The 13,039-nt window shown below is 50.2% G+C and carries 8 protein-coding genes; 5 read left to right on the top strand and 3 right to left on the bottom strand.

The genetic code is table 11. The annotated features are described in order from the left end of the window. Positions 1-185 precede the first annotated feature (185 nt). Positions 186-389, top strand: coding sequence for a hypothetical protein (locus NG833_RS22525; RefSeq protein WP_254567515.1), 204 nt, complete (start codon positions 186-188; stop codon positions 387-389). A 254-nt stretch (positions 390-643) separates the two neighbouring features. Further along, a complete protein-coding gene (locus tag NG833_RS22520; protein ID WP_254567514.1) occupies positions 644-1,636 on the top strand; it encodes an L-histidine N(alpha)-methyltransferase in 993 nt (330 codons plus the stop codon). A 371-nt stretch (positions 1,637-2,007) separates the two neighbouring features. On the opposite strand, the gene NG833_RS22515 is transcribed toward NG833_RS22520, so the two are convergent. Together NG833_RS22515 and NG833_RS22510 are read right to left on the bottom strand one after the other, a co-directional pair. Continuing rightward, on the bottom strand, positions 2,008-3,435 hold the full coding sequence (locus tag NG833_RS22515) for a sodium/proline symporter (protein ID WP_254567513.1): 1,428 nt from the start codon (positions 3,433-3,435) through the stop codon (positions 2,008-2,010). A gap of 394 nt (positions 3,436-3,829) precedes the next feature. Further along, positions 3,830-4,132, bottom strand: a complete 303-nt coding sequence (locus tag NG833_RS22510) for a hypothetical protein (protein ID WP_254567512.1) — start codon at positions 4,130-4,132, stop codon at positions 3,830-3,832. Positions 4,133-4,364: 232 nt separating this feature from the next. On the opposite strand from NG833_RS22510, the gene NG833_RS22505 reads away from it, so the two are divergent. The 3 genes from NG833_RS22505 (at position 4,365) to NG833_RS22495 (ending at position 7,024) form a co-directional block, all read left to right on the top strand. Further along, positions 4,365-4,664, top strand: coding sequence for a hypothetical protein (locus NG833_RS22505; RefSeq protein ID WP_254567511.1), 300 nt, complete (start codon positions 4,365-4,367; stop codon positions 4,662-4,664). Positions 4,665-4,764: 100 nt separating this feature from the next. Next, on the top strand, positions 4,765-5,079 hold the full coding sequence (locus tag NG833_RS22500) for a hypothetical protein (protein WP_254567510.1): 315 nt from the start codon (positions 4,765-4,767) through the stop codon (positions 5,077-5,079). Positions 5,080-5,296: 217 nt separating this feature from the next. After that, on the top strand, positions 5,297-7,024 hold the full coding sequence (locus tag NG833_RS22495; protein WP_254567509.1) for a succinate dehydrogenase/fumarate reductase flavoprotein subunit: 1,728 nt from the start codon (positions 5,297-5,299) through the stop codon (positions 7,022-7,024). Positions 7,025-7,536: 512 nt separating this feature from the next. Here the strand turns inward: NG833_RS22495 and NG833_RS22480 are convergent. Then, complete coding sequence (locus NG833_RS22480) at positions 7,537-12,282, bottom strand: FG-GAP-like repeat-containing protein (RefSeq protein ID WP_305885001.1); 4,746 nt, start codon at positions 12,280-12,282, stop codon at positions 7,537-7,539. Between the last annotated feature and the right edge of the window lie 757 nt (positions 12,283-13,039).

Genomic DNA, 13,039 nt, shown 5'->3' with positions numbered 1-13,039 from the left:
TGTGTGTCTAAAACTCTGGGAATGAATTAGCAGAAAGTCCCTGGGTACAAGCGGATCGGGGATCGCTGTTCCAGTTCTGAAGCCCCATCGTCTCCGTAAAGTGTATCGCCACTCTTGACAAGAAACCGAACGGGGGTTAAGTTTGAGCCGTACCACACACAGATATTTGGATAACCTGGAAAGCCATGAATGAATACACCGGGATTGCCGATTACTACGATCTGTTGATGACCCGTGGTTATTATAACTACGAAAAACTGGCTCAAGCGATAGCCGAAATGGTATATCCCCACCAAAAAATAATTGAAATTGGAGTGGGAACCGGGTTGCTTTTGGAAGCGCTTTTAAACATCAATCCATACGATCGTAATAGTCCGGACAGTTTTTAGGATAACGGTTGAAATCTGCATTCTACCGTTGGCAACTGCAGCGCTTTTAGAGTCTGGAATCGCATTCTACCGTTGCCGTTGGGCTGTAGACGTGAATCGCCTCACTCATCGGAGGCTATAGGGGATTTCGTTTGCTCGGCCTGAACTTCATGCTCCCGAGTGGCGCGATTTGGCAATCGGTCATGTTCCACACTGGCACTGCTGGCTTCCCATGTTCCTTATCGACAAACAAGCGTTCTTCTAAAAGGTGAATTGTGAAAACAAAACCTAGCGATCGAAAGTTTATCAATCAAATTGAAAAAGATGTTGTAGACTTTTTAGTGGGAAAAATTAGGGGCAATTTGTGGCCTTATTTGTACGGAACTCCTCAAGATGAAAATGACCCAGTCCGAGGCGGCATTTTATATAATGAAATGCTTGAGAATGAAGAAGACTATTATCTTTACAAATTTGAAGCGCAACTTTTCCAGAGCAAAGGACATCTGATTGCTTCCGCGATCGGCTCTAACGCTACAATTATTGAATTAGGCCCAGGCAGCGAACAAAGCTTGCGGCAGAAAACATTACCTTTCCTCCGAGTTTGTCCTCAATTAAGCGGTTATGTGGGAATTGATATTTCCCAAGATTTTTTGAACAAAGGACTTCAAGTCATTCGTTCTGAACTTCCCGAACTCTCGGTGAGTGGTACTCAGCAAGACTTTACCAAACTCGAAAGTCTACCAGACGTTGAGAAACCCGTGATTTTTTTTAAAGGCAGTACGATTGCCAACATGAGACAAGATGAAGTGCCGAGTTTCATCTCTCAGATCGGAAAATTAGCAGGCAAAAACCATTCTTTGCTTCTGGTTCATGATGCCAATCAGGATGAAGTTTCCTTGATGAAGGCTTACAACAATAAAAGAATGGCGGTTTTTATGGAGAACATCATGTTTCGCATCCATCGCGATGTGGATACAAAAGGGATGATACCCAACGCATTTCGTTACGAGCCAGAATGGGATCCTAACACTTACGATTTTAAACACATTCTGACGGCAACCCAACCGCAAAAAATCCACTTCAATGGAGAAATTGTAGAGATTAAGGAAGGACAAAAATTGCATACATTGAGTTCCTTCAAATACCCAATCGAAGTGTTTCAAAAACTAATCGGTTTTGCAGGATATGAACCGTTAGAGTGTTTCCGAGATCGTTCCAATCGTATGGCTGCTCATCTTTTCCAAATCAAAAGCGATGCTAGTTTCTAAGCCTGTGGAGGGGAGTGTCATCGGTTAGACAACAGGAATGCAGTTGTAAAGGTTAGATGTAATGGCACAAGTTCCGAAGATTTTCCGAACGGGACTTGTGCATTCCCTTAATATCTATAGAGGCGCTTCTAGGGAATCGACCTTATACCATTTTTCTAAAAGTGCGATCGATTTGGGAGCGAGTAGCGCTGGGAAGCAGGGGGTAAAGCGATCGCATCTTAGCTCAACAACAACTGATCTACAGGATTGTCAAGGGCGATGCGATTGAAAAACTGTTCGATCGCGCCGGGTTCTAATTAAAAGGGAAAGACAAAACCGGCCAACTTTTCCTGGTGTCCAAACACTAAAAGTCCAGAAAATTGCTTTCGGCACTATCCTGCCTTACTCGATGTTTGACGGGTGAGAAACAGCCAATAAATTGCGTAAACCAGGGTTGTGGCTATCATTGCCGGAAGGGTTTCGATAACATTATCGGACAAGTTGAGTCCAAATCGCCAGAGCAAGGTGGTGGCGATGCCGACGCTCATCATAGCGATCGCCACCATCGCATTCAGAGGCAACCGAAAAGCCCGCACCACCAGAAGCGGCCCCAGAGTCGAACCCAGAGCAGACCAACCTAAAGTTGCTAAGGCAAATACATTTTGATTTCCCACCAAAGCGATCGCTAAAATTACCCCGGTAGCCGCCAAAGTGCCCACCTTCGCCATATTGTAGGACTTGGAAGCTTGAGGAAACAAATCTTGGGTCAACGCTGCCGAACATGACAGGATCTGGGAATCTGTAGTGGAAATCACGGCTGCAAACAGTCCCGCTAAAATCACTCCCACGAACACCCCGGGTAACAATTCTACGGATAGCAAAGTCAATGCTAACTCCGGATCGCTGTTTGCGTTCATCAGTTGGGGCATCAACACCCGTGCGGTGAGTCCCACACCAATAGCGGCGGCGGAGAAAATAGTATAACACAACAGGTAGAGATTGCGAGACAAACGAATGTTTTCCGCCGAGTCGATCGCCATTGCGCGGACGAGGATATGGGGTTGACCCAATACCGCTAACCCCGATGCCAACCAGCCCAAGCCAAACGCGAAAGCACCCCATTTGAGATTGGACGGAGATGGATTCACCAGAAGCGGATCGATGGTTTTCAGTTGGCTCCACAGTTCCCCCACTCCACCGCAAGCCACAATAGAGATGACCAACAGTGCGATCATTGCCAAAATCATCACTAACGATTGTGCTGCATCTGTCCAGATCGAGGCGCGGATTCCTCCAGAAAAACAGTAGAACACCACGATCGCCGCACCGAGAAGAATCCCCCAAGCGTAGTCCCAGCCAAACAAAACGTGCAGTGCCTTACTTCCCGCCACCAGTTGAGCGGCGGCGTAGGTGCCCAGGAAAAGGAGGGTCACAAGAGCCGAACCGATCGCGATCGCTCGCTTCCCTTTTTGGTTGCCTGCCAGGAAAGCACCCACCGTTTCGCAGGAGCTTTCTGCCGAGGCGACGCGCAATCGCTTGTAAACGAACACCCATGCCAAAGCATCTCCAACCACCCAGCCGATCGGCAACCACATTGCCGAAATTCCCACTTGGTAGGTATAACCAATCATGCCAGTGAACATGGCACCGCTGTGGGCTGTGGCAAAGGCAGAAAGCGCAGTCAGCCAGAAATTAACGCTACGACTGGCGAGCAGGTAATCGGTGGTGGTATTTTTATGGCGAGTCGCCGAGTAAATGCCGATTCCTGTAAACACCAGCATAAAGACAATAAAACTAATGACAATCGAGATTTTATCCAACAACTGAAGTTCCTCTCCTGCTGATTTTCAGTTGCGCTCGCACTTGACGTTCATGAAATTTAGGAGCGTTAACGCCTGCCAAAAGTGCGATCGCGATTGTCGATCCAGCTTAACCGAGACTCTTCTTTCTGTCAATGAAAATTGACTCGGCAAATCCTTCCCCATTCTCCCCACAGCTAATACCGTTTTTCAAAAATCACGATCCGGATCGCAACGTAGGGACACAGGCTCTGTCCGTGTCCTTACAAATCGGGTATCTCCATCACTGTTATAGAAAAATGGTATAAGGCAGTGACGTCCTTCTCCCCTCTGGTTTTTAAACTTCTCCGGAAAAGCGACGGTTTAATTCAGGTGAATGCGAATTGTTGTTTCATTGCATTACAGCTAGGCTTTTTCAAAAAGTAGCGGCGGCGATCGCCTCTTCGTAGCGATGTAAGCGTTTGAGTACCTCCCCCCGTTGCTGCCATGCATAGCAAGCGGTGGGTTTTTGGAGTAAAGCCAATTCATAAGCGGCGATCGCTTCGAGATAGGCTTTACCTACCCGCAAGCGATCGCCTTCCCGCTTCCAATATTCATAATTTTGTCCCCCCTCTTGATGTTCTGTTGACCAACTCTCTTTGTGATTTAACAGGGCCTGATGCCTGTTCGAGTTGGTGAGATGGATCTCAGGTAACTCATGAAACGGTTGTTCTTGCATTGGAATCTCCTAACCGATCAATTCCTGGAAAAGGGTCCTTTCTATGAGTGAAGACCCACTCAGAATCCCTTCGATACCTACCGCAACGTTTCAGGGTTGAGATAGAGTCGGTTTGCTAAACCTGTTGTTCCTTAAAATAACTCACTTTATCCTTATGTCAGGATTTCTTAGTAAATATTTTATACTTAGCAACATTTCCGTTATATTACTTAACGTTACTTCACCCTAATTCATGAACCTATCTTCACAAACTCCACCCATTCCCGGTCCATCGGAATCGTGGCTCAATTCTCGGTTGGTATCTAATTTTAATGACATCCAACGAGCAGATTTCCGCTACAATCAGGAAACTGCTAGGGTTGAGCATCGCCAAAACCCAGATGCCAATCAGCCAGTCAGACCGGCCAAAACCCAGGAAAGCTGGCGAGGCGATCGCCCCTCAAGGCTGAATAGGTATTGCGATCGCCACCCGGTTAACCCTGACCCACCTCTGAAAGGGCGATCGTCTCCAACCCAGAGTTCCAAATTGTAAAGTGATGTTGCGAATCTTTCAAAAATCTTTAAAAATCTATTAAAACAGAAACAGCATATTACTCTGATCTTAAATCTATAGTTTTCGAGGAAACCCATTAATGAATAACCTGAAAAAATACCGATTGGTCTGCACCCTGACCTTTGGAGATATCTACGGACAAATCATCATTTGGTTGATCGTGATTTTCCTGAGTTTAGCCTCCGCCCTTGCCTTGTGGAGTACCGCCCGTCAAATCTTCGCCCTCGCTACAGTGGGTTTAATCGTCGTCCTCTCCCTGCCCTTTCTCCTGTTTGCCTTCGTCACCACCTTGCTCAATCACATCGAACTGAACCCGGTCGAAACCTCTGCAGAACCGGCGGAATCCAGTTCTAGAACTGCACCCAACTCTAATCCCGCCCAAGCAGCCAGTTAGCCCCACCCAGGGCCCAGCCGACTGCTGAACCTTAAAATCTTTAATGCAGCCTTTTGCATCCTCAAGCCAGAATCCGTCATCGATGGAGCAATTCTAAAAAATTCCCTACCTTTGAGGAGGGAATTTTTTTTTGAGTGGGAAGATAGATCCAGAACCAATCCAGAAGCAATCCAGAACACCTTTAGATCCCATAGATCCAACCAGAGAGAAGAGAACCATGATAGAACATGACGTCATTATCGTCGGGGGCGGACTTGCCGGTTGTCGCGCCGCAGTGGAAATTGGGCGCATCAATCCCAGCATCGATGTCGCCGTAGTCGCCAAAACCCATCCCATTCGGTCCCATTCCGTCGCCGCCCAAGGGGGAATCGCCGCCACCCTCAAAAACGTCGATTCCACCGATAGCTGGGAAGCTCATGCCTTTGATACGGTCAAAGGGTCCGACTATTTAGCCGATCAAGATGCCGTAGAACTGCTCACCAAAGAAGCCCCTGATGTGGTCATCGACCTCGAACACATGGGCGTCCTCTTCTCCCGCTTACCCGATGGGCGGATTGCTCAACGGGCTTTCGGGGGCCATTCCCATAACCGGACTTGCTACGCAGCAGATAAAACCGGCCATGCCATGTTGCACGAACTGGTGAATAATCTGCGCCGCTATGGGGTCCGGGTCTATGAAGAATGGTACGTCATGCGGTTGATTTTGGAAGAGGGACAAGCCAAGGGATTGGTGATGTACCATATTCTCGATGGTCGCCTGGAAGTGATCCGCGCCAAAGTGGTGATGTTTGCCACTGGGGGATATGGACGGGTGTTTAATACCACCTCCAATGACTTTGCCTCTACCGGGGACGGGTTAGCGATGTCGGCAATGGCGGGGGTGCCATTGCAAGATATGGAGTTTGTGCAGTTCCATCCCACGGGACTTTATCCGGTGGGGGTGTTGATTTCGGAGGCGGTGCGTGGGGAAGGGGCTTATTTAATTAACAGCGAGGGCGATCGCTTTATGGCAACCTACGCCCCCAGTCGCATGGAATTGGCCCCCCGTGATATTACCTCCCGGGCAATTACCCGGGAAATTCGCGCCGGACGAGGGGTCTATCCCGATGGTCGTCCCGGGGGTCCTTGTGTCTTCTTGGACTTGCGACACATGGGACAGGAAAAAATTATGAGCCGGATCCCCTTCTGTTGGGAAGAAGCGCACCGTTTGTTAGGGGTCGATGCAGTCTATGAACCGATGCCGGTACGTCCCACAGGCCATTATTCTATGGGAGGCATTCCCGTTAATACCGAGGGACAGGTGCGAAGCGGTCCCGATGGGTTGGTGGAAGGATTCTTTGCCGCAGGGGAATGCGCCTGTGTGTCCGTACATGGTGCCAATCGTTTGGGGAGTAATTCCCTGCTGGAATGTGTGGTGTATGGGAAAATTACCGGGGCGGCGATCGCCCGCTATGTGGAAAACCGCAAATTGCCAGAAATCGACGATCGCCCCTACCTGCAACAAGCTCAACAAGAACTGCAATCCCTCGTCGATCGCACGGGAACCCTCCGGATTGGGGCTGTTCGTCAGGGATTCCAGGATGCCATGAGTGACCATTGTGGCGTGTTTCGCAGTGATGAACTAATGCGGGCCGGGTTAAATCAATTAGAACAGTACCAGCAGCAGTACCAGCAAATTTATTTAGATGATAAAGGCAAACTGTGGAACACGGAAATTATTGAAGCGTTAGAATTACGCAGTTTAATGGTGGTTGGACAATTGATTTTAGCCAGTGCACTCAACCGCCAGGAAAGCCGAGGCGCGCATTTCCGCGAGGATTATCCCGATCGCGATGATGAACAGTTCCTCAAGCATACCTTGTCCTATTATTCTCCTGCCGGTGTAGATATTCGCTATCGACCCGTGACGATTACGCAGTTCCAGCCGAAAGAACGGAAGTATTAAGTCCTAGCCCTGTCAAGGTGGTAAATTGCATGAGGAAAAATCGTTGTTTGTTGTAGGGGCGTATTGCATACGCCCTCTTTAACAGTCAATTGAATCCCTCATCGTTGTGAATTGTAGGGGCGCTTCTCGTTTCGCCCTAGGGCGTATGCAATACGCCCCTACAAATACACCTTGACAGGGCTAAAGTATTAAGCCCTACCTCTGAATTGGAGGTGGCAAAGAACTCAAAATCCTTGAACATTTGTAGGGTTTGACTGATCCGGTTTTAACAGGACCTTCAATAATTTAAGGGTCATCCCAAATCCGGGTATCATACCAAATCCGGGTATGAAAAGTCGTTTTTATGGAGTAGCCCGCGCAGGAGAGGCTCCGTCCGTGTAGCTCCACCCTTGAGGGTGCGGGTTTTTATAGACCTTTGACAACCGGATTCCGTATCACAATATGATTTGTAGGGGCGCAATGCTTGCGCCCCTACTTTGTAGTTATCCCGTCAGCCGTGAATCGTTTACCGATTAATCAACCGAGAAGAAATCCTCTTGACCCATCAGCGAAACATCCACCCCATTAATAGTAGCCAGTAAGTTGTTACCGGCATAAATTAATGTTCCCGTATTGCCTTGGGTTAAGGTTAGGTTCTCGAAAGCTAAACCTTCTGCCAAACCAATCAGATCTTCCCCATCGGTAAAGTCAACAATTAGATCGGTCCCGGCATTGGGACGGATGACAAAGCGATCGCTACCGGCACCGCCTATCATCGTATCGTCACCCAAATCGCCTAACAACCAATCATTGCCATTACCCCCGATGAGAATGTCATTACCATTGCCACCCCATAGCACATCATCGCCGTCGCCACCGTCGAGGGTGTCATCCCCTTGGTTGCCATAGAGGAAGTCATTATCGGCGTCACCAGAGACGATATCGTTGCCTAAATCTCCGTATAATTCATCAGTGCCAGCGCCACCTTTGAGGGTATCGTCATCTTGACCTCCATGTAAGACATCATCACCCTCGCCGCCGTCAACCCAGTCATTTCCTTGGTTGCCGTTGATGAAATCGTTGCCAGTCTCACCGAAGATCACATCATTTCCCAAGTCACCGTATAAGCGATCGCTGTCATCGCCCCCGAGGATAGCATCGTCATCCTTGCCTCCGTGAACCCAGTCATCCCCCGCACCGGCTGCGATATAGTCAGTGCCTGGGTTCCCGTGAATCGTATCATTGCCATCATTGCCATACAGATTGTCATTGCCTTCCCACCCTTGGACAAAGTTGCTGCCAGCGTCATCATTGATTTCGTCAGCAGCGTTAGTACCCGTGAGATTATCCAGGGAAGTTGCATCTGGATTGGGTGAGACTTGAGGAACCGTAAGATTGGCGACTTCGGGAAACACAGCATTGAGAGGTGCGATCGCCTCAGATGGCAACGGTAATGGGGTGATCGCTGGTGCAGGAGAAATCAAGGGACCGCCTGGATTGGAGGAACTGGCAGTTGCACTGGAAATCCGAGTCGTCAAATTTTCGCCCGTGTTATTCTCCACGACTTCCGCAATGGATAAATTGCCTTCCCCTGCAGCAAACATCTCTTGGGTGGTGGTACCGAGGGAAACTTTTTGGCGCGTCGCGATCGCCCCATTGATATCCGTCTCCCCATTTGCCACAGCATCCGCCTTTTGCTGATTAGCTGCCGCCATCACCGTAGCCGCATCCCCCGCCATCTCCACGATCCGATTCACATCCAGAGTGGGGTCAAGGACAGCCACATCTTGAGTTGCCGCTTCGATTAGGCGTTGCAGTTGTTCGGCAGAGTTTAAATCCAACGTATTAACAGAGACAACCGCATTCGCCAAAGTATCCACAACCGATCGGCTAATTTGAGCTTTCTCCAAACTGGAAGCGCCATCGAGTAACGCCGCAGTCTGAGTGACGACATTTTGCACCTGGACCATTGCCAGATTCGTCTCGACCCCGCCAGGAATTCCTTCTTCCGTAGCTGCGATCGGGTCAAACGTAGACAAATCCACATCATCCGGTAAAGACAACGCTTGTTTCACCTTTTGATTCGCTGCCAACGGCGACAATCCCTCGTCGATCGCCTCCGCCACCAAGCTGGTTAACAGACTGACAACTTGAGAATCCGGTGTCGCTGTGAGCGGCGTTTCCAACGGTAAACCAGTTGCCGTATCAATCCCGCCGGTAATCACAATGTGACCCTCTTCCGGGTCGAGTTCCCCATTACCATTGGTATCGAACGCTTCCAGAGATGCTTCAAACTCAAACAGACCCTCTTCATTCGTGGTCGCGGTGGGTTCGTTTTCATCGCGGATGCCATTTTTATTGGCATCAAAGAACGCATCAGCCCCGGCAATATAGCCATCAATTGCCCAACCGATGATAGTCACAGTAATCGAGATGATAGGGATAAAGAGCGGCGGGGGACTAGGAAAAGTCCCTCCTGGGTTGTTGGGATAGTTGAGAATTTGCTGTCCCAGGGGGCGATCGCGCCAATCCCGAGAACGGGAAATATAGTCATCCACCGATGGCGCACTGCCAGTGGCTCCCGAGATTTGGAAAATGATATCGTTATAGTCGCGATCGCTATTGCGAGTAATCGGCTCATCTTCCCAAGCAAACTTATTGCCGTTCCCAGTCAGATCCACCATCTGACCTTGAATCGTGTGATTGGAGAAGAAGGGAATGCGAGGGCCACTCAAGAATGGAGTCTCGTTTAAAACATCCCGCACGGTGCCATGAGGGACCAGCATCATGGCAAATTCTGTACCCGGGGTCATGGAAACATTCTCAATGCCCTGAGCCCAGCCGCGATTCCAGTTGAATTCCCCGAATTGAGAAAATCTGTCGCTGAATCGCGCTCGATCCCAGCGATCGGAGATGACCACATGACCTTGGTTCGGGTTGAGCGCTCGTCGAGCCGCCTCCCTCATGTAGTTATAGGAACCCACTTCCAGGTTCTCCATCCCCGCAATATTGAAGATAGCCACCTCTCCCTGATAGCTACTGCCGTCAAACAGGTACTCGACATTCACCCGTCCATTGTCACCCACGACAAACACACCAGGCGAAGTTGGGGTCGGAGCCGGGGTCGGAGTCGGGGTTGGAGCCGGGGTCGGAGCCGGGGTTGGAGCCGGGGTTGGAGCCGGGGTCGGAGGCAAGACAATAGAGGAAAAATCCGGATTTACCACCGAGGGTTCCGGTTCCGGAACCAAACCATCAATCACAATGGCTTGATTACCAGCCAGAGAGTTAGTAGAACCCAAAGCTGGAAGGGTTAACTCCGCATTGTCCCCGAATAGGTCGTGAATCGTAGCCCCATTCAGTTCTAAGGCAGTGGTCGAGAGATATTCTAGATCGCTGGAACTGTCCTCCGCTTGCACCACATAGTTGAACGTGAGGGTATTGCTGTCGCTACCACTCTCGTAAATCCCATAGCGATCGGTGGTGCCGGTTTCCAGTTGCAGGCGAGGGGTGCCCGTGACAGTAACAGTTTGGTCGAAGGTGACGGTGATGGCGATGGTTTCTCCCACACCGTAACTGCCATCAGCAGTAGTGGCGCTCACCGATGTCACGCTGGCAGGCTGGTTCAGGAGCAAAGAGACGCTGTTAGCCAGCTTTAGTGGAGTCGCCACATCCGGTTTTCCGTCGTTGTTGAAGTCTGCAACCGCGAGCACTTCAGCGGCGCCCCCCACAGCGAAGGTAGTTTGGGAAGCGAAATTACCAGACCCGTCTCCCAGGAGGACGGAGACGTTGTTGCTACCGTAGTTTGCTACAGTCAAGTCCAATTTGCCGTCGCCGTTGAAGTCTGCCGCTGCTACCCCTTCTGGAGTATTTCCCACAGCGAAGGTGGTTTGGGGAGCGAAACTGCCAGACCCGTCTCCCAGGAGGACGGAGACGGTGTTGCTGGCTCCGTTAACCACTGCCAAGTCGGGGTTGGTATCCTCGTTGAAGTCGGCGATCGCACCCCAAAACGGACGGATCCCCACAGCGAAGGTGGTTTGGGGAGCGAAACTGCCAGACCCGTCTCCCAGAAGTACCGAGACGTTGTTGCTCTCTTCGTTAACCACCGCCAAGTCGGACTTACCATCCCCATTGAAGTCCCCGATGGCGACGGAAGTCGGTCGGGTTCCTACAGCAAGGGTATTTGGGGACCCAAAATTGCCAGACCCCTCACCCAGGAGTACCGAGACGGTGTTAGTATCGCGATCCGCCGTAGCTAAGTCCGGTTTGCCGTCGCCGTTGAAGTCTCCGATAGCGACGGAGTAAGCTTCGCCCCCCACAGCGAAGGTTCTGTGGAGAGCGAAACTGCCAGACCCGTCTCCCAGAAGTACCGAGACGTTGTTGCTGTTTGAGTTCGCCGTGACTAAGTCCGGTTTGCCGTCGCCGTTGAAGTCTGCTACTGCTACCCCAAATGGAGAGTTACTCCCCACTGAGAAGGTGGTTTGGGGCGCGAAACTGCCAGACCCGTCACCCAAAAGAACCGAGACATTGTTGCTGTCTGAGTTCGCCACTGCTACGTCAGCATTGCCGTCGCCGTCGAAGTCTGCGCTCGCAAAGTTGGAGAAATTGCTATTTCCTACTGCAAAGGTGGTAAAGGGACCAAATCCCAGGGTATGGGGATAGGTGGCGAGGGTGTGGGGGGAGAAGGGTGAGGAGTGAAGGGTCCTTTGTTTTTTGTCCTTTGTCCTTTGTCCTTTGTTATGAGTCCCATCACATAAGACTCCTTCCCAGTTCCCATCTTCCTGTTCCCACTGGGGAAACATTTGTTGCAGGGTCCAGGTGCCGCCTAATGCGGAGTTGCCGGTGGGGTGGGGGTTGGCGTAAATGGCGATCGGGAGCTGTTCGTGTAGCTGCTGGAGAAACTGCTGTCCTTCGATTCCGGCAGCGACTTCACATCCGTAAATGTAGAGTTGGTCAAGGGCCCACTGTTGCAGTTGGGGGGCGTAGTTGCCCAGGGTTTGGCGGTTGAGGATACTGTTGCCCAGGTAGAGGGTTCCGGGGGTCCCGTGAGAGATGATGTGAAGGCTAGAACTCCCTGGAGAGAGGATTTCGGTAATTTGTGCAATGCCCTCGCGATCGGGATCGAGGATGTGAACTTCGTTTGGAGAGGCGATACCTGCGGCCAGGGTTTGGTAATCCTCTACCTTGGGGTCGATGATGACCAGTTGTCGGGATAAGAAGCTGGAATTTCTCGATCCGACGCGATCGATTGTTTGTACGTGAGAACGGGAATTATTCGTCATGATTTTAATAGTGGGATATTTCTTCTGGCTCTCGATCGCCTTCACCTTTTTGAAGAAAAGAGGCGAATCCTCCCGAGGAGGGTACCCCATTCTTCTATCTTTTTCTGCTGTAGGGTGTGATCTCGGTCACAAATTTTTAAGCATTTTCTCTCTTGACAAAATATAAAAACAATGATATGCGTGATACTTTTTTTCCGTAGTTTCATGGAGAGAGCCTCCGCGATCGCCTCTCCATCGAATGAATTTTTCCAGTAGTTTTATGTACAGAACCCGATTCACGATCGCTCTAAACGCGAGTTCCCCTGTAGCAGCCCTGAACAGAGCCAACATCCGGCTTACAAAGTGACAAGAAAGCTAAAAGTTAGACGGGATAAGGGACATGGCTCTTAACCCCCTTCGATAAAAAGGCGGTTTATGGGGGTTAAGTTTCATCAAAGTAACACTTAAATCCTCTTAGGGAACTCCAAACAATAAAATAGCCGATACCCTTCTCCAGCCAAACCGTGGCACTTGCCTCTCGACATTGGCTGGATTGGGCCTGGATGGGACCGGAGGGCACAGGCGATCGCCTACGACATAGCTTCGCTTACCGGCATCAGGCTGGCTCGCCTTTCTGGTAAGGGGATTCCAACAAATAAATCATCCTTGCTTTGATGCGATCGCACCTAACAAGGCTCTTTTAGCCCGCGCAGGCGGGCTTTGTCCTGTGAGCCTCCAGGCTTGAGCCTGCGGGTTTTTTGAAGGTTTTATTTTTTGG

It is taken from the genome of Oscillatoria sp. HE19RPO (assembly GCF_024220515.1).
Lineage (GTDB): Bacteria > Cyanobacteriota > Cyanobacteriia > Cyanobacteriales > Laspinemataceae > Laspinema.
This window is presented reverse-complemented; position numbering and strand designations above follow the sequence as displayed.

Bases quoted from the DNA above. Each gene is read 5' to 3' on its own strand.
- NG833_RS22525 (WP_254567515.1), top strand. From the start codon at position 186: ATGAATGAATACACCGGGATTGCCGATTACTACGATCTGTTGATGACC.
- NG833_RS22495 (WP_254567509.1), top strand. From the start codon at position 5,297: ATGATAGAACATGACGTCATTATCGTCGGGGGCGGACTTGCCGGTTGT.
- NG833_RS22480 (WP_305885001.1), bottom strand. From the start codon at position 12,282: ATGACGAATAATTCCCGTTCTCACGTACAAACAATCGATCGCGTCGGA.
- NG833_RS22505 (WP_254567511.1), top strand. From the start codon at position 4,365: ATGAACCTATCTTCACAAACTCCACCCATTCCCGGTCCATCGGAATCG.
- NG833_RS22510 (WP_254567512.1), bottom strand. From the start codon at position 4,132: ATGCAAGAACAACCGTTTCATGAGTTACCTGAGATCCATCTCACCAAC.
- NG833_RS22500 (WP_254567510.1), top strand. From the start codon at position 4,765: ATGAATAACCTGAAAAAATACCGATTGGTCTGCACCCTGACCTTTGGA.